A 21790-nucleotide genomic window follows, 5' to 3' on the forward strand; every position below is an offset into this window, starting at 1 on the left:
TCTTATTCTACATTGAAATATCTTGCATCAGGATGTGCGAAAACAATTGCTGAAACGGATGCTTCTGGTGACATCATAAATTCCTCTGTAAGATGTACACCTATATCTTCTGGCTTGATCAAACCAAATAGTTTCGATTGATCTTCTAAATTTGGACACGCTGGATAGCCAAATGAAAAACGCTGTCCTTGATATTTTGCTGCAAAACGGTCCCGCATTGTGAAATCGGTGGCATCTGGGAATCCCCATTGGTCTCGAATTTCTTGATGGATGCGTTCTGCAAACCCTTCTGCTAATTCCAGAGCTGTTGCTTGGAATGCATGACTTTCAAGGAATTTCCCTTGCTCTTTCAAACGCGCTGCAGCCTCACGTACACCGTGCCCAGCCGTTACTTGCATAAAAGCAACATAATCCATTTCCCCACTATCAACTGTTTTCAAGAAATCAGCTAAACATAAGTACGGCGCCTTATTTTGACGTGGGAAAGTAAAGCGCTCAATAACGGTCTTACTATTTTTTGGGTCATAAATGACTACATCATCTCCGTCTGCTTGTGCGGGAAAGAATTGATACATACCTGATGGATTTAACATACCTGATTCCAAGAATTCTGTTACTAAATCATATAATTCAACTGCTCGAGAATCACCTTTTTCAAGCATTTCATCGCTATATCCTCTTAAACCTAAGTGATGGCCAATTAATGTACGCATATTCACATATGGATACAAATGGGATACTGAATAGTCTTTTAATACATGTCGTCGTAAATCAGTCGGTACAAAAACCGGTGCATCTGAACGTACTGTTTTAATCGGTTTTTCTGCTATAGCAACAGCTGGTCTTGCAGCGCGCTTTTCTTCTGATGCTGCACGTTTTTCAATTGCGTCTTCTAACTCATGTAGCAATTCACCTTTATCATCACTTTGCAGTCTGTTAGCTAACTCAAGACCATGCATTGCATCTTTTGCATACATTACTGGACCATCATATTCTGCTGCGATTTTCGTTTCGGTAAAGCGTCTTGATAATGCCGCTCCACCTACAAGCATTGGAGTAATGATGCCTGCATCCTTGAAATCTTGCGCAGTAATCACCATCTGCTGTGCTGATTTTACGAGTAATCCTGATAATCCAACGATATCTGGATGTTCTTTTTTAATAACTTCAATTAGTGCTTGAGGTGTAACTTTAATACCAACATCAATTACCTTATAACCATTATTACTTAAAATAATATCAACAAGGTTTTTTCCAATATCATGTACATCACCTTTAACAGTTGCTAATATTACTTTCCCTTTACCAGTGTCATTTTCATTTTTTTCCATGAACTGTTCTAGGAATGATACAGACGCTTTCATAACTCCAGCACTTTGTAGTACCTCGGCTACGATTAACTGGTTATCATTGAACAAACGTCCAACTTCAGCCATTCCTGTCATCAAAGGTCCATTAATAATTTCTAACGGTGAATCGTACATGTTCATTGCAGCTTCTAAATCAGGGATTAGCCCTTCTTTTGTACCTTCAATAATATAATATGCTAGTCGCTCGGGTACTGTTTTCGGAATATCATCTTCGGTCTTTTCTTTCTTTTTGTCACGGTAGAAATCCGTAAAATCAGCTAGTGTTTTATCGTTTGTTTTATAGATTAAATCATTTGCTAAGTTAATCTCACCTTCTGGAATTGAAGCATAGCGTTCTAATTTCTCTGTATTTACAATTGCATAATCTAGCCCGGCTTGTGTACAGTGATATAGATAGACAGCGTTTAATACTTCACGTCCAACTGGCGGTAAACCAAACGATACATTACTAACACCTAAAATAGTTAATACTCGAGGCATTTTTTCTTTGATTAAGCGAATGCCTTCAATCGTTTCTTCAGCTGCTCCTATATATTGTTCATCACCCGTGCCAACTGGAAATACAAGAGGATCGAAAATAATGTCTTCTGGTGCGATTCCCCATTTATTCACTAGCAGGTCATAAGAACGTTCAGCAACTTTTAATTTACTATGGCGGTCAACAGCCATTCCTTTTTCATCAATTGTGCCGATAACGATAGATGCACCGTATTTTTTCACTATTGGTAAAACAGCATCATAACGCTCTTCTCCGTCCTCTAAATTGATAGAGTTTATGATTGCTTTCCCTTGGGAATATTTCAGTGCTTCTTCAATTACCTTTTCATCCGTTGAATCGATTACAAGAGGAACTTTTACCTTCTTTACCACTTCCGTCATGAAGTTTTTCATATCTTCAAGTTCATCACGGTCAGGGTTTGCTAAGCAAATATCCATTACGTGCGCACCGTTTTTCACCTGGGCACGAGCAATTTCTGCCGCTTCTTCAAATTTACCTTCTATTATTAAACGCTTAAATTTTCGCGAACCAATAACATTTGTACGCTCTCCAACAAATAATGGGCGCATTGAATCATCATAAATAAGCGGTTCAATTCCCGCTACGACATGACCATGCTCAGCTTCAGGCATTTGACGGGGCTGCTTATTTTCTACTACTTTACGGATTGATTTAATGTGCTCAGGCGTCGTACCACAACAACCCCCAACGATATTTAACCAACCTTTATCCGCAAAACCTTCAAGCTTTTTAGATAATGATTCTGGAGTTTCATGATAATGCCCTTCTTCATCTGGTAAACCTGCATTCGGATAACAACTAACATAGCTTGTTGCTAATTCTGAAAGCGAGCGTAAATGATCTGTCATAAATTCAGGCCCTGTAGCACAGTTCAACCCTACTGATAACGGTTTAATATGTTCAATTGAAATATAAAAGGCTTCTATACTTTGCCCTGCCAGAGTAGTACCCATAGGTTCGATTGTTCCCGAAATCATCACAGGTAGCTCTTTACCAAGCTCTTCAAATGCTTGTTTAATACCTAAAGTACCAGCCTTAACATTCAGCATATCTTGACTTGTTTCAAGTAATAATAAATCCGCTCCACCTTCAATTAATGCCTTTGCTTGCACGTAAAAGTCATGTAATAGCTCATCAAATGTAATCCCCCCCGTTACTGATAAGGTTTTAGTTGTTGGTCCCATTGCACCAGCAACATAACGAGGCCATTCAGGTGTTGACAATTCATCCGCTACTTTTTTAGCAATTTGCACGGCTAATAAGTTAATTTCATGCGCTTGATCATCCAGTGCATATTCATTTAACACTACAGGAGTTCCACCAAATGTATTCGTACTAATAATATCTGAACCCGCCTCTAAATAAGCCCGATGTACATTTTCGATCACGTCAGGTCGTGTAATATTCAAATATTCATTACAGCCATCATATTCATCTCCACCAAAATCCTCTGGTGTTAAATTAGCATTTTGGAGCATTGTCCCCATTGCACCGTCTAATATAAGAATATGTTGTTGGAGTCGTTCTTTAATTGGTTGTTTTAACATAGTTGTGATCTCCTACTTTCTGTTGGTCTAGCTCTTGAATATAATGAATCAATTCTACTGACATGTCGTAACGTGTAAATGGCGTAATGATATAAATGCCGTTGAATAACTCTGCGGCTGTATCAATTAATTCCTTCGCAATCGCTATGCCTTCTGCAGTTGCAAGGTTTTTATCATCACCCGTTGCGCGCATTCTTTCAAGCACTTCATCAGAGAGCTTAATTCCTGGTACTTCATGATGTAAAAACTCTGAATTTCGGATACCTGTTAGCGGCATGATTCCTATGAAAATAGGGGTTTCTAAATGTTTAGTCGCCTCATATATCTCTATTATTTTTTCCTTCGTATATACAGGCTGTGTGATGAAATAATCTGCTCCACACTCAATTTTCTTTTCTAATCTTTTTACGGCTCTATCAAGCACCCGTACATTAGGATTAAATGCAGCTGCAATTGAGAAATTCGCCTTTTTACGCAAAGGTTTACCTGAGAATGATATTCCTTCATTCAACTGTTTAATTAATTGAAGTAGCTCTAAGCTTGAGACATCGTACACGCTAGTTGCACCCGGGAAATCGCCAACTTTTGTAGGGTCTCCAGTGACTGCTAAAATTTCATTAATACCTAATGCATCTAGACCCATTAAATGCGATTGTAAGCCGATAAGATTGCGATCACGACAAGTAATATGAGCAAGGGAACGAATATTATTTTGCGTTTTCAAAATTGAGCCCATTGCCATGTTACTAATACGAGGGGATGCCAATGAATTATCAGCCATAGTGACAGCATCAACACCTGTTGAGTTGAGTATTTGCGCCCCTTCTATAAAGGATGTCGTATCAAGATGGCGAGGGGTATCAAGCTCTACAATGATTGTACGTTCCCTTTTTGCCTTTTCGTGAAGTGGCTCATGATGATCAGGAGTCGCTTCTTTAATTTCGATTACTTTTTTCTTTTTCACAATTTTATTTTCAATTGGGGGTAAATCAGCAATACGTTTTTTCACAGCCTCTATATGCTTTGGTGTCGTCCCACAACATCCACCAATTAAGCGGACACCTTGGTCACGTAGCAAAACACCAGCACGACCAAAATAATCAGCCTCTGATTCGTAAACAATTTTGCCATCTTCTACATCTAGCAAACTAGCATTTGGATATGCAGATAAGAATGCTTTGGATGGTAATTCAACATCTTCAAACGCTTGGATTGTATGATGTGGGCCTAAACGACAGTTTACTCCGACAATATCTGCACCCAAAGCTTCTAATTGGTGCAGTGCATCATTTAACAATAAACCATTTTGTAAAATACCTGGTTCATGCATTGACACTTGGGAGATAATCGGTAAGTCAGTTAATTTTCTCAAATGTTTCACTACAGATGAAAGTTCCTCAAAATCATAGTAAGTTTCTAGTAATAAACCATCAGGATTACCAGCTAATAGATACCCCGCTTGCTCATCTAATGCAGCTATAATCGCTTCTAGTGTCGCTTCACTTTTACGAATACCGCGAATACCACCAATTGTTCCTAAGACAAATTGGCCTCCTGGTGCTGCAGCACGTTTTGCAATGGCGATTGCCGATTCATTAAACTCCTTTACTGAGCTTTCTAAACCATAACGTTCTAATTTAATGGCATTCGCTGTATACGTATTAGTCTGAATAATGTCAGCGCCTGCTTTAATATATTGTTGATGTATATTTTCAATCACTTCAGGCTTAGTAATATTTAATTCCTCATAACAATAGTCAATTCCGTAAGAATATAATAAAGTGCCCATCGCACCGTCAGCTGTTAACACTTGTGTTTGCAATTTTTCAAGTAGTCCCATTAAAATCCCTTCCTTTCTACATAAAAAAGCCTTCTTATGGATAAGAAGGCTTGACGATTACGATGTTCGCTCCTTCTTATCTTTTCGGACAATCTGTAAATCCGCTGGAGTTAGCACCTGACCAGATGGCTGGTTGCTGAAGCTTCAAAGGGCCAGTCCCTCAGCTTCTCTTGATAAGAAATATTTATTTAATTGTTCGAATAATTAAAAGAATCATAACCCTAGAAAAGAATATCGTCAAGAGGATTTTTTGAATTGTAGAAAAACTCTGTATTATACGTATATTTTGACTACAAAACAAAAGAAGAGGACTTTTGATGATTACGTATTATAACGTCAATCTCGCCTTCACAACTGTTTATTTGCAAAAATATTATTGGCTGATGTCTTATCATAGCTCTTTATTTCAACCAATTTACCTTGAATAATCAGTCGCTTAGAACCATCATAATTACATGTAACAAGCGTTATCAATTTTTCATTTGAATCATCAATCACATCAATTTGCTCCGGTTGTACAATATGCATTTTATCAATTTTATATTCATAGATTTTTTTAAAATCAGTTACATAAACTTGCATACCTTCCTTCGCACTTGTAAGAGGACTAAAGAGTGCCTTCCCATTATTCATATTATGACCTGCTAAGGCATAATTAGCTTTCCCCATCTTTTGTTCAGGTTTCATCGTACCAGCACCAATGGCTAAGTTTGTATTCGATACACCATATAAAATGGGTAATCGCATATTCACTTGAGGTACACTAATAACGCCTATGGCATTTATTTTCTTTTGATTGAATTGTGCCTTTACTACATCTTTTACATTTAGATCATCCACTTGTTGAAAATCAAAGGATGCATCTGGATTCTTCATCTCCAATGCTATGTCTTGTTTCTCAATCGTTGCCCTCGACATATTCGAAATGAAATACCCCATGATAGGCTGATAGAAAATAAATACTAAACCAATTACTAGCAAAAGGATACCTAATATTAAACTTCTCTTTTTCCGCATGTTATCCTCCTTCTTTTTACTCACTCATTTTATAGTATTACTTCATTTAGCTTTTTCGAGCGGTTTGATATAACGTTAAACTTTATCAAAAAAGAAAGAGCTAAAGAAATTGGTATCTCCTTAGCTCTTTTCTACCTACTTTGATAATTTAGCTAGAATTGATTCTGCTGTTTCTTTCCCGTTCTTAATACAAGGACCAATACCTACACCGTAATAAGAGCAGCCTGCAAGGAATATATTTTCATATGAAGAAGCCAGTTTAGTTGATAAAGCTTCTACTGTTTTTGCATGGCCAAGATGGTAAACAGGCATTAAATCATTCCATTTTGTCACATCTACTACAGTAGGCTGTGCTTCTATCTTCAGGCTTTTTGCAATATCATTTAAAGCAATTTTAGTTAATTCTTCTTTACTTAAATGCTTCATATTCTCAAAATCCGGATTTGAATTTTTATAAAATAAACGAACAAGTAATTTGCCATCTTCTGAAGTATGGCTCCATTTACGACTTGTCCATGTACAAGCATTACATTTGACGTCACTGTTTTCAGACACAATAAAACCTGTACCATCTGCAGGTAATTGACTATCAGGAATGTTAAAACCTAAATAAATCGTAATTAGTGAGGCATTGCTAAATTCATTAAAGTCCTCATCCAAATTTGGATCTTTTAATAGCTTTTTAGTTACATCATGTGGTGTTGTTAACACGATGAAATCTGCTTCAATTACTTCGTGATTATCAAATGTCAGTTTATATTTGTCATCTCTTTTTTCGATATGATTTGTTGAAACGCCTTTTAATATTGTAACGTCTGATAGCTTCTCTTCAAATCGATTAAATAAAGAAGATAATCCATTTTTAAAGGATATGAATTTTTTATTTGCCGCTTTTTGAAATTCTTCTTTATGTGCGCCAAACCCTTTAATAATGCTTCCATACTGCTCTTTATAATCGAGTAAATACGGTAATGTTGAAGCCATTGTCAACGTATCTAATTTTCCTGAATAGACCCCTGATAACACTGGAGCAATTTGCTTTTCAACAAGTTCTTTTCCTAAAAAATGCTCTAAGAAAGAACCGATCGAGCTATCCTTTGTAAAATATTCATTAGGCAATTCTAAATCTTTTAACGCCTCTTTTTTTCCTTCTTCCGAAACTAATGTGCTACTTTCCAGAGACTCTACACTTGTAGGAATGCCAAAAACGCTGTCTGCTGGAATTGCGTGCAATGTATTATTTGTGTAAATATACGAAATTCCTGTACCATTATATACAAGGTCATCTTGTAATCCTAAATCTTCTACTAAAGGCATAACACTAGAATGACGTGCAACAATCGAATCTGCACCCGTCTCCAATATAAAGCCGTCCTTTTCGACAGAGTGCATTTTACCGCCTAAGTAGTCATTCTTTTCTATCAATACTAAATTTATATCTAAGCCTTTTTCTTCTTTTTCCTTTTGTAAATAGTGCATAGTAGAAAGACCTGTTATACCGCCACCAACTACAACAACTGTTTTCAATATATTCACTCCTCATAGCGGATTCTGTTTTATTTTAATTGGTTGTTTGTAGTTCTAGTATAAACTTTCATTTTCAAAACTGTCATGATATCCATCACTTATTTAAGTACTTATTTGCGAACGTTTACATCTTTGTCAAAATTAACGTGGTCTTTTCGTAAATAGTCTTGAAAGTTTCTTTATCCAGTACATTTTTCTGAAAAAGGGTAATGAATAATTACTTACTTTTCTATCGATACTTTTTTTGAAGGGAGTTTTTTATGGATTTATTAATTACAATCCTTTTACTATTAGTGTGCCTATTATTATCAAATGTAATTGGACATTATATTCCATTTATACCTACAGCACTAATCCAAATAGCACTTGGCATTCTACTGGCTATATTCGCAAATGAAATGACGCTTCAGCTTGAATCCGAATGGTTTTTATTACTTTTTGTTGCCCCACTTTTGTATAATGATGGACGCAATTTCCCGAGAGAGGATCTATGGAGAATGCGCGCCCCTATTCTTGGAAATGCCATTATACTGGTTCTTCTAACGACACTTGGCGGTGGTTACTTTATTCATTGGTTAATTCCTGATATACCACTTGCTGCTGCATTTGCACTTGCAGCCATCTTATCGCCAACAGATCCAGTTGCGGTAAACGGTATTGCAAAGCGTATCCAAATACCTGAGAAGATTTTAAATCTCGTTCGTGGTGAATCACTTATTAATGATGCTTCTGGTTTAGTTGCTTTCAAATTCGCAGTAGCTGCTGTTGTCACAGGGTATTTTTCAATTAAGGAAGCTCTTTTTGAATTTACTTATACATTTTTAGCCGGAGCTATTCTTGGCCTAATCTTAGGCGTCATAATTACACAGCTGCGCTTTACCCTTAGGAAGAAGGGCATCCATGATGTCGTTTTCCATTCACTATTACAGCTATTAACACCTTTTATTATTTACTTAATTGCTGAAGATGTTTTCCATGCATCTGGGGTTATTGCAGTTGTTGTAGGTGGTATTATTCATGCACTTGTTAAAGATCATACGGAGACTTTAATTGCAGAAGAACAGCTAATTACAGAAAACACTTGGTCTATCGTACTGTTTATCTTAAACGGGGTTGTATTCTTATTACTTGGATTGAATATTCCATTGTCTATGACCGAAACATTAGAGAATCCATCTATGAATAACTGGAAAATCATCGGTTACTCTATTGCCATTGGCTTTGTTATTTTAGGTATTCGTTTCATTTGGTCATACGCTTTTTCTTACTATGAATATAAAAAAGACGCAATTCAAGAAATTGAAAAACCTAGTTTGAAAACGAGTTTACTAACAAGCTTAACAGGCGTGCGTGGTGCTGTAACAATGGCAGGGGTCTTATCCCTTCCTTTACTAGTCGATAACGGCGATTTGTTTCCAGAACGCTCCTTGATATTGTTTTTAGCATCTAGTGTTATTTTATTTACATTGCTGATTGCTACAATTTTCTTACCTCTTTTAATTGATGAAGAAGAAGTTTTAGAAATACGTGAAGGAAAACTCACTTTCAATGAAGCAAAGAAACGCTTGCTGATTGCTTCAATTCGTAAAATCAATTCAGTGATGACTGAAGAAAACCAAACTGTCGCTTTTGAATTAATAGACGAATATAAATTAATGTTTAATCAGATCGATGTAGAGCTCAATGCAGAAAAGTTAGCTTCTAAAGAACGAAAACAACAGATAAAGGGCCTGCGTTTACTCGGCTTAAAAGCAGAAAAGGAGTATATAGAAAGGACCCAAAAAGAACAAAACTTAGACCCTGATATATACTCAGCATGCCAAGCTGCTTTTAAAGAACGTGAAAAAAATATTAGTAATCCAAATCGCCCTAAAGTAATTGCTATCCTATATAGAATTTTACTTCACTGGCGAACTTCTAGAAAAAGATACAGTCTAAATAAAGATAAGCGTATTGAATATTTCCGCCAAAAGAAAGAGTTGCGTATGCGCGCTTTAGGTGCAGGTATAGATGCTTTAGAACAACATGCTAAATCGGAAGAAAATCCTGATCTTGCAAATTCTATTATTTACGAATATCGCAAAATTATGGATAGGATGAAACAATCCGTCACTCAAAATTCCGAACGACGAGATGAAATAAAAGAAGAATTACGGGCTCTTTTAATCGAAACTGAACGTATGGAAATTCAGAAAATGTACGAAGCCGGTGAAATTGAACGCGCAGAAGAAAAAGAGCTACGAAGATTTGTAAATTATATTGAGAGCATTTCATTGTATGAAGTAATTGAGTAACATAAAGAAAGAACGACTGATATTATCAGTCGTTCTTTTTTGTACTGTATAGATTTTTTGACAACTGTCTTATTTTATAGACATAGATAAAATAATTAACTCTTTTGGAGAAGAAGTCAAAATTTCTATTCCATCCTCTTTGATTAAAACATCATCTTCAATACGAACTCCACCTATATTAGGTAAATAAATACCGGGTTCAACAGTCAACACCATTCCTTCTTGTAATACATCTTCCGATACTGTAGACATGAAAATGTCCTCATGAATATCTAACCCAATTCCATGTCCAGAACCATGCCCATATTGTTTGCCGAATCCTTTTTCTTCTATATATTGTCTAGTCAAAGCATCAGCTTCTTTGCCAGTAATGCCTGCCTTCATATGAGCAAGTGCATTTTCTAGTGCGCCATGAACAATATTATAGATTTCTCTCATTTCTTCTGTTGGTTGTCCAATAGCAATTGTACGTGTCATGTCTGACCGATAGCCATCATAGTAAGCCCCAAAATCAAGCGTTATGATATCCCCTTCTTCTATTAACTTATTACTAGCGACACCATGTGGTAGTGCTGAGCGATGCCCTGAAGCTATAATCATATCAAAAGCAGACGAAGTAGCTCCTTTTTTTCGCATGTAAAACTCTAGTTCGTTGGCAATATCTATTTCTGATATGCCTGGTTTTATATAATCTAATATATGAGTAAATGCCGCATCAGAAATACTTGCCGCTATTTTAATCTTTTCAATTTCTTCAGGTAATTTAATCATACGTAATTTTTCAACTGCGCCTGAAACGGGTACAAGTTCTGCTTGAATATGCTTAGCAAATAATGAATGTAAGTAATACGTAATATTCTTTTCCTCAAATCCAACTCTACCAATATTTTCTTCCTGTAATGTATTAGAAATTACTTCATACATAACAGCGCGGTCAATTTCTTGCACAGTAAAGTCCATTGCTTGATCTTGCGCTTGTTGAACATAGCGGAAATCCACAAATAAAAATGCTTTATTCTTTGTTACCAATACAGTTCCTGCACTCCCTGTAAACCCTGTTAAGTAACGTCGATTTTGATCATTAGTTATAATTAAACTTTCCAACCCTTGCTCTTCTAATACGGCTCTTAGCTTTTCTAATTTCCCCATTTTCAACCCTCCAATAATTTAATATTTAACATGTTGCAAGTATTATGCCAGTCTTCCACTAAATTCGTACCTAATTAAAAATATAGGCACGAATATTGCATACTATTACTACGACTCACATTCAGAAGGAGTATAGGATTCCTTTCGTTTGTTGGGATTTTAAAATAGGGGGGCTTATTTTATGAAGAAGAAATTTTTGTTTTCTTTCACGTTATTATTTTCTTTAATGATTATTTTAACAGGCTGTTACGGTAAGGATGAAACTACTAAAACGGAAGGTGAAAAGGCTAATGACCCTAACAGTTCAACGGCTGAACAAGTATTAAATCTATCTGCGTCAGGGGATTTAACAACGATGAGTACACTCGGTAGCTTAGACGCCCTAGCAGTAACTGCTATGAACTCTGTTTATGAAGGCTTGTATCGTATTGGGCCTGAAAACGAAGCAGTTCCAGGTATCGCAGAGTCACATGAAATATCCGAAGACGGTAAGACTTATACTTTCAAACTTCGAAAAGATGCTGTTTGGAGTAACGATGCTCCAGTTACGGCACACGACTTTATTTATGCTTGGTCAAAGGCTATTAATCCCGAAACACAAGCTGTCTATTCTTACCTAATGCTAGACATTAAAAATGCTGTGAAAATTCAAGATAAAAACGACCCACTGTATGGTAAAATCGATCAACTTGGAATTAAAGCAGTAGATGACTATACATTAGAAATCGAACTAGAACGACCAATTCCATATTTCTTAAGCTTAACAACATATGCACCTTTCTTCCCTCAAAATGAGGAATTCACAGAAGCACAAGGCGACCAGTATGCACTTGAAACTGACAAAATGATATACAATGGTCCCTTTGTATTGGAATCATGGAAACAAGGTCAAGGCTGGACATTTAAAAAGAATGAAAAATATTGGGATAAAGATACTGTAAAACTAACTACAATTAACCAAAAAATCGTTAAAGATACGGCAACTGCTATGAACCTATACGAAGCAAATGAGATTGATACAGCTACTTTATCAAGCGAATTTGTTGATCAGTACAAAGATAGCCCAGAATTCTCAACTTTCTTAAAACCTAACACATACTTTTTACGTTTTAATCACGAAAATAAATATCTATCTAATCAAAATATCCGTAAAGCTATCGATATGGGCTGGGATAAAGAAGCGATGGCAAATGTCATTATGAAAAACGGTTCTATCGCAGCATATTTCTTAGTACCAGTAGGTTTATCTTCAGGTCCTGATGGTAAAGACTTCCGTGACGGCAATGGTGATATGAACAAAACCGATATTAAAAAAGCTCAAGAATATTGGGCTAAAGGATTAAAAGAACTAGGTACAGACAAAGTTACTCTAGACATACTAAGTTATGATACTGCACAAACTAAAAGTGCCGTCGAATACATTAAAAATCAACTTGAAAAAAATCTAAAGGGCTTAGAAATGACTATTAATATGCAACCTAACAAGCAAAAATTAGCTTTAGAAGCTAAAGTAGATTTTGACTTAGATTATGGTGGCTGGTCACCTGACTACCAAGATCCTATGACGTATATCGATTTATTTGAGACAGGTGCACCATACAATCAATCTAACTACAGTAATAGTAGTGTTGATAAACTAATCAAAGAAGCGAAAGTAACTGTCGACACTAAAAAACGTTGGGAACTAATGCAACAAGCTGAGAAGTTAATGCTAGATGATGCCGCTTTCGCACCAACTTACCAAACAGGAATTAGCCGCTTGACGAAACCTTATGTAAAAAACCTTTATGAGCATCCATTCTCTGCAGATATAAGTTATAAATGGGCATACATCGAAAAATAGAATGTGATTAACTAACAGACTCTTACATCACTATCCGAATAACAAGATTAAAAATCTCTAAAATAATTCATTAAAAAGAGATGTGAGCAAATTGCTCACATCTCTTTTTTAAAAATAAACAACTGAGATTATCAATACGAGTATAAATTGAATACCCCCTGCTATTAATATGGGATACGTGTAATCACTTGAAAAAACTGAAGTATATTCAACTTCTCCGTCAATTGCTGTAGCATACTCTCCTAATCTAGTTATTCGACTAAAAAATCTTTTAAAACTATAAGTAATACCATTGAAGAATCCCCCTTGAAGAACAAAAAATCCTCCACCGATTATTAACAATATAGATGCTATGATAAACAAATTATTTAATATACTCAGAAATACATTTGTTTGTCCAAACACATAGATGAATACGACTGACAAGACAATAGAAATCAACATACAAATTACGATTCTATAAACATCTTTAAAAGACATTAATGAGCCACCACCTCAAGATTTTTCTTATACTCTTCATATTCTTGTTCGGTGCACATCACAAAATGCCCTTCTCTAACTTCTCTTAGAATCTCATTTTCTCGATTTCTACCTTCATGAGATTTATCATCAAAGATAATACGTTTTCGCTCTCTTTCTAACAATGGATCAGGCAGTGGTAATGCCGATAGTAATGATTTTGTATAAGGGTGTATTGGATTTCCATATAATTCTTCACTGCTAGCCATCTCTACAATTTTCCCTCTATACATTACGCCAATTCGATCACTAATATATTTCACCATCGATAAATCGTGAGCAATAAACAAATAAGTAAGCCCTTTTTCTTTTTGTAACTTCTTTAGCAAATTTACTATTTGCGCTTGAATCGAAACATCTAGCGCAGAAATTGGTTCATCCGCAATGATAAAGTCTGGTTCCACTGCTAGAGCTCTTGCAATACCAATACGTTGGCGCTGACCACCACTAAATTCATGAGGGTAGCGATTAGCATGCTCTTTATTTAGGCCGACAGTTTCAAGTAATTCATATACTTTTTCTTGACGCTGCCCTAAATTTAGCTGATGAATATCAAGCCCTTCTGCAATTATGTCAGCGACTTTCATCCTCGGATTGAGAGAAGAATAAGGATCCTGGAAAATCATTTGAACTTTACGATTAAACTCCAGTAACTCCTTCTTAGACTTCACTTTTCTAATATCCTTACCATCTATAATTACTTCTCCCTCTGTCATCTCGTTTAGTTTAATAAGAGAGCGACCTGTCGTTGATTTTCCGCAGCCTGATTCACCTACTAAACCAAAAATTTCGCCCTTATATATATTAAAACTGATATCATCAACTGCTTTTACAGTATTATGCTTATCCAATTTAAAATACTGCTTTAATCCTTTAACTAAAATCAGATTTCCCTTTGCAATACGATCCTTTTCTAGTGCATGATTACTAGGTATTGGATTCACAGATTTATTTTCTAATGGCGCTGTTTTGGGTGCAAGTTCATGCAATAGCCATGTCGCAGCAAAATGCGTATCTGATATCTGAAATAAAGGTGGTTCTTCTAAAAAATCTATTTTCAACGCCTGTTTATTGCGTTCTGCAAATGCATCACCTTGAGGAAGATTTAGTAAATCTGGCGGAGATCCTGGGATTGAATAAAGTTCATCTGACATCATATTTGGTCTAGGCATGGCTGCTAGTAATCCCTTGGTATACGGATGTGTTGTTTTATAAAAAACCTCATCTACCAAGCCGATTTCAATGATCTTGCCTGCATACATAACCGCTACACGATCAGCCATTTTTGCTACAACACCCAAATCATGTGTGATAAATACAATAGATAAACCCATTTGCTGTTGTATATGTTTTAAAAGCTCCAGTATTTGCGCTTGAATTGAAACGTCTAATGCGGTTGTCGGTTCATCAGCAATAATAATCTTAGGTTCACATGCTAACGCCATTGCAATGACAATACGTTGCCGCATCCCTCCAGAAAATTGATGCGGATATTGCTTAATTCGAATTTCAGCATCTTTTATTCCGACCATTTGAAGGAGCTCAATTACTCGCTCTTTAACCTTAGCACCACCCATACTAGTATGTTTTCGGATACTCTCCGCAATCTGTTTTCCAATCGTCATCGTTGGATTTAATGCGGTCATCGGATCCTGGAAAATCATCGCAATATCTGCGCCACGTATTTTACGCATTTCTTGCTCAGTAATATTCAAGATATTTTTTCCCTCAAACAGGATTTCACCGTTCTTTACCCTAGTAGAATCAGGGGGATTTAATCGCACCAAACTTTTTGATGTTACAGATTTCCCTGAACCTGATTCACCTACAATCGCTAGTGTTTCACCAGCCTTCAAATCAAAAGAAACACCTCGTACAGCTTGTACTTCTCCTGCATATGTATCAAAAGATACATGAAGATTCTTTACTTGAAGTATATTATCCATGTTTCATCCCCCTTATTTTCTCATTTTAGGGTCAAACGCATCCCGTAAACCATCACCTAATAAATTGAAGCTAATCATGATTAAACTAATAATGATTGACGATACGATCATTCCATGAGGATATATTCGCAATAATTTATAAGAATCATTAACAATGGTTCCTAAAGAGGCGACAGGCGGCTGTAATCCTAAGCCAATAAAGCTCAATAAAGCCTCGGTAAAAATAGCACCTGGAATAGTGAAAGTTGTAACCACAATAATCGGACCAAATGTATTTGGTATCAAATGCTTCCATATTAAACGCTGGTTGCTCGCACCTAAAGTTTTAGAAGCTAATACATATTCTTGACCTTTCAACTTTAGTATTTGTGCTCGGACAATCCGAGCCATTCCTATCCAACCTACGATAACCATTGCTAATGTAATTGAAAGAATCCCAGGCTTTAGTATTAAAATCAATAGTATATTGACAATTAAACCTGGAATCCCAACTAGAACTTCAATAATACGTTGCATCAATGTATCAAGTCTTCCTCCATAAAATGAAGATATCGCTCCATATGCTACGCCAATAATTAAATCAATAGTGGCTGCTAAAAAAGCAATATATAACGAAATTCTAGTCCCTTGCCAAACTCTCGTCCATAAATCTCGTCCCAATTCATCTGTACCAAACCAAAAGAACTCATCAACGTTTTTAGAAGCATATTGATCGACATTACGAATATCCTTGCCATCAACCCCTAAGAATGAAATATTCTCTAGCACAGGAATCTTCGGTGGCAAATTAGTGCGGGTTAAATCTTGTTCGTCATAACCATGACTGTTCATATAAGGTCCAAATATCGCCAATAAAATGACACCTGCAATAATCAGTAAACCTAAGAAAGCCGCTTTATTTTTTTTCAGCCTATTCCAGGCATCCTGCCAAAAGGATTGCTCAGGTCTCATGATTTGTTCTCTTTTTATTGCATCTTGATTGGATGGTTCAAATAAATCAGGTGTATACTTTTTTACTTTTAAATTTTCATCATGTTTTATTACCATTATCGGTTCCCCCCCGCTACTCTAATACGCGGATCAATAAAGCCGTATAAAATATCTACAATTAATACAACTACTATGAAGAGAACAGCGTAAAAAATAGTGGTTCCCATAATCAGTTGGTAGTCATTCGTAATAATTGAATTTACAAATTGTTCGCCCAATCCTGGTATACTAAAAATCTTCTCAATAACAAGTGAACCCGTAATAGTATTAACAATTAGTGGACCGATAATTGTAATAATAGGAATAAGTGCGTTTCTTATTCCATGCTTACCTATGATTTCGAAACTGGATAGCCCTTTTGATTTTGCAGTTATAATATACTCCTGTCCTAAGACTTCTAACATTTCGATTCGTGTAAATCTAGCAATCGTTGCAACAACACTCACTGACAGCGCAAATGTCGGCAAAATTGAATATTCAAATCCTCCCCAAAAGGCAATTGGTAACCACTCTAGTTTGACCCCTACCCAATATTGTAAAAACCCTGCAAATACAAATGATGGAATTGAAATACCCAATACTGCTATTAACATGGCACCATAATCCCAAAATGAGTTATGTCTTAGTGCAGCTAAAATACCTAATAATAAACCTACCATCGTCCCTAATAGAATCGCTTGTATCCCTAAAACAGCTGATGCGCCAATGCGTTCACTAATAATCTTCGTTACTGGACGATTGTCAAAGGTAAAGGAAACACCTAGATCCCCTTGTGATAAATTTTTCAAGTAAATTACAAACTGTTCGGCTACCGGCTTATCTAACCCATACTTTTCGTATAATATTTCTTTTTGTGCAGGTGGCAATTTTTCATCATTAAAAGGTGACCCAGGTAACGTCTGCATTAATACAAAAGATAATAAAATAATGATAAACAATGTAACAAACATATAACCAATCCTACTCATAATATATCGAAACATAAAATACCCCCCATCTCCCATTAAATTGAAATCCTTCATTTCCATATTATTATATGCAATCTTCATGCCACTTCGAGTTTCTACCGACACAACAAGACATATTTTGATTTTATATTCAAAATAATCTATCATTAGAAAATAACTACATTAACCACTATTTCTTTTACTTTAAATGGAATAATACTGAAAATTTGAATGGAAACGATTTCTTCTTTGGTATATTTTCATAGAAATACTTATATTTTAAGAAATAGAACATGTGCTACAATAATTAAATAATGGTTGAATTAGATTAGAGGGGGATTATATGGAACTTGTAATTCAACAACGCCAGGAATTGAAAATGTTAATGACGGTTCAACTTAGACAGTCAATCGAGTTACTTCAATACTCTAATGATGATTTAGAACAATTTATCCGGCAACAAGAATTAGAGAACCCTTTAATTGAACTTCAAGAAAAAGCAGATGATCAATACGTCGAAAAGTTACCTATGTACACTTTTTCGAATCACTCAAGAAAAGAAACTACAGATATTACATATAAAGCTGAAATTGATTTTAGAGATTATTTATATAAATTAGTAAAACTTAATTTCAATGATGACTACATACAAAAACAGTTAAAGTACATTATTTATAATTTAAATGATCAAGGATACTTCCAAACGGATCACATACATACCACTTCTGAAACAAAAGAAATTACTGAAGGAATACAACTATTACAACAAATCGGTCCTTCTGGTATTGGTGCCCGTACATTAGAAGAATGTCTAACATTACAAGCTCGTGATCGATATCCTGAACATCAACAACTAACTATACTTATTAATGAACATTTAAGTTTATTGGCAGATAAAAAATGGCAAGTTATCGCCAATAAAATGCATATTTCACTCTCAGAAATAAAAGAATGCAATGATTTGATTAAAACCTTGAACCCGAAACCCTGTGCTGTTATGAGTCATGAAACAACGGAATATTTGCGTCCAGATATTATTGTGGAAGAACATAATCATCAACTACTATTCCATTTAAATGATACTTACTTGCCAAATATCCAATTAAATAGTTTTTATATGAACTTACCGACTGCTAATCGTGATGAAAAAAAATATATTAATGAGCATTATAAAAACTATAATTGGCTCATTAACAGCATTGAACAACGTCGTAATACAATTATTAAAATCATGCAGGTACTTTTAGAAAAGCAGCAGGAATTTTTTCTTAAAGGTTTTTCTGCTTTACAACCACTTACTTTAAAAGAAGTAGCAGAAGCTATAGAAATGCATGAATCTACCGTAAGTCGAGCAACAACCAATAAGTTTGTTCAAACACCAATTGGTACATTTGAACTTAAAAACTTATTTACATCTAAACTCGAAACAAAAGATGGTCATACGATTTCACAAGAAAGAGTAAAGACTCTTTTGCAGGAGCTCATTGCTGAAGAAAATAAAATAAAACCCTATTCCGATCAAAAAATGGCGGAATATTTCAACTCCGAATATGGCATCACAATCTCTAGGAGGACAATCAATAAATACCGCGAAGAAATGAGAATTCCTTCTGCTAGTAAGCGTAAGGAACTTTAATCTGAACTACAAAATGCTCGATACCCCTTAATAGGATATCGAGCATTTTCTATAATAGTAATATTGAAATGTTACTCTAAATTTTACGCAGTCTTAAAACATCTCTTTTTAAAGTCGATTAACTATGAACGTTTAATATTCACAAATACACTCTTAACCTCAGTGTAATTTGCTAGGCCATATTCTCCGCCCATTTCTCTACCAACCCCGGATTTTTTATAACCTCCAAACGGCATTGTTTCCCATTCAAGACCGAAATCATTAATCCATACTGTCCCTGATTGTAAACGGTTGGCGATATAATGACCTGTTTTAATATTCTCAGTCCATACGCTAGCAGCTAAACCATAGTCACTATCATTTGCACGTCGAATAACCTCATCAACTGTGTCAAATACAAATACAGCAAGTACTGGTCCAAAAATCTCCTCACGAGCAATAGTCATATGATCTTCAACATCTACAAAAATAGTAGGTTCTACAAAATATCCTTTATCAAATGGCTTGCCGCCACCTGCAACTAATTTTGCACCTTCAGCTTTTCCTTTTTCAATATAGCCTAAAACAGTATTTTGCTGTTTTGCAGATACTAATGGGCCCATATCTGTTGACGGCTCTAAACCACGTCCTAGTTTTAACTGATTAGCTCGCTTCACTAATTCCCCAACAACATAATCATGATGTTTGCGGTGAATAAACAAGCGTGAGCACGCACTACAGTTTTGACCGTGGTTATACATAATCCCATTGAAAACACCTTCAATAGCTTCTTCCAAGTTAGCATCTTCTAAAATGATGCTTGGCGATTTACCACCAAGTTCTAATGTCACACCTTTAATTTGCTGTGCAGCTGTTTCCATTACTTTTTTACCCGTCGCAGTAGATCCTGTAAACGCCACTCTATCAACATGAGGATGCTCTACAATTGCCCCGCCTGCTCCTTGACCCGATCCTGGAACAACATTTACAACACCATCTGGGAAACCCGCTTCTTTAAATAATTTAGCCGCGTATAATAATGACAATGGCGTTTCTGCCGCCGGCTTAATAACTACGGTACAACCTACTGCCAAAGCAGCTCCAAGTTTCCAAGCGGCCATCGCTAACGGGAAATTCCACGGAATTATCTGCCCCACAACACCTACTGGCTCGTGAACCGTATAAGTTACGTAATCAGGAGAAACCGGAACTGTATTACCTACACTTTTTGTTGCCCATCCTGAATAATATCTAAAATGCTGAATTGTACCATCGATATCATCTGCCAAAGCCACTTCATACGGTTTACCATTATCAAGTGACTCTAATTGTGCAAGTTCCTCACGATGTTCCTCTAATAAATCCGCAAATTTGTACATAAGACGTGATCGCTCTGCTGCTTCTAATTTCGTCCATTCACCCTCATCGAAAGCATTACGAGCTGCAGTTACTGCTACATCAATATCTTCTGCTTGAGCCTCACATACTTGTGTGATGATTTCCTCTGTAGCAGGGTCAATAACGTCTATCTTTCCCCCACTAATAGATGGTACGTATTCTCCGTTAATATACAAGCCGATAGTTCCGTTTAGAAATTCTACTACTTTTTCTTTTAGACTATAATTAATTGTTGTCATATCTCATACTCCCTCCAAAATTAAATTGACCGAAAACAATCCTCTAATAGTTATTCACTAAAAGAGGATTATTTTCTCTTTACTGTCATATTCCTTTAATAGTTTTCTATTAAACTATTGTGGTACTGTTTCTACATTTTTAATAAGTTCTTGTAATTGTGCTTCTTCTTCCTCATTCAATGGTAAGCGTGGTTTACGTGCTGGGCCACCCGCTAATCCTTTAATCTCCATTGCGCGTTTAACAATTTGCACATATTTTCCTGAACCTTCAAGGAAGTTACATAATGGTAATAAGCGATCATATACTGACCAAGCATTATCTAGATCGCCATTTTGCACACTCTCATATAGTTCCACCGCTAATTTTGGCGCAATATTACCTGCTACTGAAATCCATCCTGTCGCTCCAACTAGGAATGACTCTAATACTAAATCATCTGCACCACAGAATGTTTTGATAAATCCTTTACCTTGGCGTGTAATATCACGTACTTTACGGATTTCACCACTTGATTCTTTAATATGTGTAATATTCTCTACGTCACGACCGACTTGTAAAATCGTTTCTTGGCTAATATTTACGCCAGATGTGAACGGATTATTATAAATCATTATTGGTAATTTCACAGATTCTGCTACTTCTTTGAAATGCTCGTAGATTTCATTTTCTTTTGGGTGAGCATAGTATGAATTGATTAATAATGCTGCATCAGCACCTGCTTCTTCAGCTTGTTTTGTAAACTCAATTGCATCAGCAGTCGTTTCTGCTGCTGTACCAACAATTAGGGGTATACGACCATTTACTTGTGCAACAGCGATTTCAACTGCTTTAAAACGTTCTTCTTTTGTTAAACTAACAAATTCTCCTGTACTACCATTAATCGTGATACCACCTACGTTTTGTGCAACAAAATACTCAATATTGTTTTTGAATCCTTCCCAATTCACTTCACCATTGTCGAACATAGGTGTGATTAATACTGGAAATACGCCTTCTAATTTTGTCATGTTAATTCCTCCTCAAATTTG

General features: G+C 35.9%; 14 protein-coding genes and 1 riboswitch. Of the genes, 3 read left to right on the forward strand and 11 right to left on the reverse strand.

Annotated features, from left to right (window positions below; translation table 11 throughout):
• Positions 1–2 precede the first annotated feature (2 nt).
• From metH to AMD00_RS20855, 4 genes are all read right to left on the reverse strand, one after another.
• Positions 3–3437 carry a methionine synthase gene (gene metH / locus AMD00_RS20840; RefSeq protein ID WP_053418918.1) on the reverse strand — a complete coding sequence of 1145 codons (3435 nt, stop codon included), beginning with the start codon at positions 3435–3437 and terminating at the stop codon, positions 3–5.
• A complete protein-coding gene (locus tag AMD00_RS20845; protein ID WP_053418919.1) occupies positions 3418–5277 on the reverse strand; it encodes a bifunctional homocysteine S-methyltransferase/methylenetetrahydrofolate reductase in 1860 nt (619 codons plus the stop codon). Before AMD00_RS20845 ends, metH begins: the two co-directional genes overlap by 20 nt.
• Before the next feature lie 73 nt (positions 5278–5350).
• Positions 5351–5457: riboswitch (SAM riboswitch) on the reverse strand.
• A 168-nt stretch (positions 5458–5625) separates the two neighbouring features.
• A complete protein-coding gene (locus AMD00_RS20850; RefSeq protein WP_053418920.1) occupies positions 5626–6294 on the reverse strand; it encodes a class A sortase in 669 nt (222 codons plus the stop codon).
• A 135-nt stretch (positions 6295–6429) separates the two neighbouring features.
• Positions 6430–7821 carry a protoporphyrinogen oxidase gene (locus AMD00_RS20855; RefSeq protein ID WP_053418921.1) on the reverse strand — a complete coding sequence of 464 codons (1392 nt, stop codon included), beginning with the start codon at positions 7819–7821 and terminating at the stop codon, positions 6430–6432.
• Positions 7822–8081: 260 nt separating this feature from the next.
• Here AMD00_RS20855 and AMD00_RS20860 point away from each other — a divergent pair, with 260 nt between their 5' ends.
• Positions 8082–10115, forward strand: a complete 2034-nt coding sequence (locus tag AMD00_RS20860; RefSeq protein ID WP_053418922.1) for a Na+/H+ antiporter — start codon at positions 8082–8084, stop codon at positions 10113–10115.
• Between the two features lie 69 nt (positions 10116–10184).
• Here AMD00_RS20860 and AMD00_RS20865 read toward each other — a convergent pair whose 3' ends face one another.
• A complete protein-coding gene (locus AMD00_RS20865; RefSeq protein ID WP_053418923.1) occupies positions 10185–11264 on the reverse strand; it encodes a M24 family metallopeptidase in 1080 nt (359 codons plus the stop codon).
• A 181-nt stretch (positions 11265–11445) separates the two neighbouring features.
• Between AMD00_RS20865 and AMD00_RS20870 the strand changes: the two genes are divergently transcribed.
• Positions 11446–13107, forward strand: a complete 1662-nt coding sequence (locus AMD00_RS20870) for a peptide ABC transporter substrate-binding protein (RefSeq protein ID WP_053418924.1) — start codon at positions 11446–11448, stop codon at positions 13105–13107.
• 108 nt (positions 13108–13215) lie between these two features.
• On the opposite strand, the gene AMD00_RS20875 is transcribed toward AMD00_RS20870, so the two are convergent.
• Genes AMD00_RS20875 through opp3b form a run of 4 tightly spaced genes read right to left on the reverse strand, consistent with a single transcriptional unit; the run spans position 13216 to position 17545 of the window.
• Entirely contained in the window at positions 13216–13587 is a 372-nt protein-coding gene (locus tag AMD00_RS20875) for a DUF3899 domain-containing protein (RefSeq protein WP_245639572.1), read from the reverse strand.
• Entirely contained in the window at positions 13587–15572 is a 1986-nt protein-coding gene (locus tag AMD00_RS24200; protein ID WP_083446322.1) for an ABC transporter ATP-binding protein, read from the reverse strand. The genes AMD00_RS20875 and AMD00_RS24200 overlap by 1 nt, the downstream gene beginning before the upstream one ends.
• 12 nt (positions 15573–15584) lie before the next feature.
• Positions 15585–16619 carry an oligopeptide ABC transporter permease gene (gene opp3C / locus AMD00_RS20885; RefSeq protein WP_053418925.1) on the reverse strand — a complete coding sequence of 345 codons (1035 nt, stop codon included), beginning with the start codon at positions 16617–16619 and terminating at the stop codon, positions 15585–15587.
• Complete coding sequence (opp3b, locus tag AMD00_RS20890; RefSeq protein ID WP_053418926.1) at positions 16619–17545, reverse strand: oligopeptide ABC transporter permease; 927 nt, start codon at positions 17543–17545, stop codon at positions 16619–16621. Before opp3b ends, opp3C begins: the two co-directional genes overlap by 1 nt.
• 307 nt (positions 17546–17852) lie before the next feature.
• Here opp3b and rpoN point away from each other — a divergent pair, with 307 nt between their 5' ends.
• Complete coding sequence (gene rpoN / locus AMD00_RS20895; protein WP_053418927.1) at positions 17853–19145, forward strand: RNA polymerase factor sigma-54; 1293 nt, start codon at positions 17853–17855, stop codon at positions 19143–19145.
• Between the two features lie 122 nt (positions 19146–19267).
• Here rpoN and AMD00_RS20900 read toward each other — a convergent pair whose 3' ends face one another.
• Both AMD00_RS20900 and dapA read right to left on the reverse strand, forming a co-directional pair.
• A complete protein-coding gene (locus AMD00_RS20900; RefSeq protein ID WP_053418928.1) occupies positions 19268–20761 on the reverse strand; it encodes an aldehyde dehydrogenase family protein in 1494 nt (497 codons plus the stop codon).
• A 114-nt stretch (positions 20762–20875) separates the two neighbouring features.
• Positions 20876–21769 carry a 4-hydroxy-tetrahydrodipicolinate synthase gene (dapA, locus tag AMD00_RS20905; protein ID WP_053418929.1) on the reverse strand — a complete coding sequence of 298 codons (894 nt, stop codon included), beginning with the start codon at positions 21767–21769 and terminating at the stop codon, positions 20876–20878.
• Positions 21770–21790: the final 21 nt, after the last annotated feature.

Origin of the sequence: Viridibacillus arvi (genome assembly GCF_001274945.1) — a bacterium.
In the GTDB taxonomy this organism is placed as follows: domain Bacteria; phylum Bacillota; class Bacilli; order Bacillales_A; family Planococcaceae; genus Viridibacillus; species Viridibacillus arvi.

What these genes read in the sequence shown, in the direction of transcription:
- metH (WP_053418918.1), bottom strand. Translation starts at nt 3,437, where the DNA reads ATGTTAAAACAACCAATTAAAGAACGACTCCAACAACATATTCTTATA.
- AMD00_RS20845 (WP_053418919.1), bottom strand. Translation starts at nt 5,277, where the DNA reads ATGGGACTACTTGAAAAATTGCAAACACAAGTGTTAACAGCTGACGGT.
- AMD00_RS20850 (WP_053418920.1), bottom strand. Translation starts at nt 6,294, where the DNA reads ATGCGGAAAAAGAGAAGTTTAATATTAGGTATCCTTTTGCTAGTAATT.
- AMD00_RS20860 (WP_053418922.1), top strand. Translation starts at nt 8,082, where the DNA reads ATGGATTTATTAATTACAATCCTTTTACTATTAGTGTGCCTATTATTA.
- AMD00_RS20865 (WP_053418923.1), bottom strand. Translation starts at nt 11,264, where the DNA reads ATGGGGAAATTAGAAAAGCTAAGAGCCGTATTAGAAGAGCAAGGGTTG.
- AMD00_RS20870 (WP_053418924.1), top strand. Translation starts at nt 11,446, where the DNA reads ATGAAGAAGAAATTTTTGTTTTCTTTCACGTTATTATTTTCTTTAATG.
- AMD00_RS20875 (WP_245639572.1), bottom strand. Translation starts at nt 13,587, where the DNA reads ATGTCTTTTAAAGATGTTTATAGAATCGTAATTTGTATGTTGATTTCT.
- AMD00_RS24200 (WP_083446322.1), bottom strand. Translation starts at nt 15,572, where the DNA reads ATGGATAATATACTTCAAGTAAAGAATCTTCATGTATCTTTTGATACA.
- opp3C (WP_053418925.1), bottom strand. Translation starts at nt 16,619, where the DNA reads ATGGTAATAAAACATGATGAAAATTTAAAAGTAAAAAAGTATACACCT.
- opp3b (WP_053418926.1), bottom strand. Translation starts at nt 17,545, where the DNA reads ATGTTTCGATATATTATGAGTAGGATTGGTTATATGTTTGTTACATTG.
- rpoN (WP_053418927.1), top strand. Translation starts at nt 17,853, where the DNA reads ATGGAACTTGTAATTCAACAACGCCAGGAATTGAAAATGTTAATGACG.
- AMD00_RS20900 (WP_053418928.1), bottom strand. Translation starts at nt 20,761, where the DNA reads ATGACAACAATTAATTATAGTCTAAAAGAAAAAGTAGTAGAATTTCTA.
- dapA (WP_053418929.1), bottom strand. Translation starts at nt 21,769, where the DNA reads ATGACAAAATTAGAAGGCGTATTTCCAGTATTAATCACACCTATGTTC.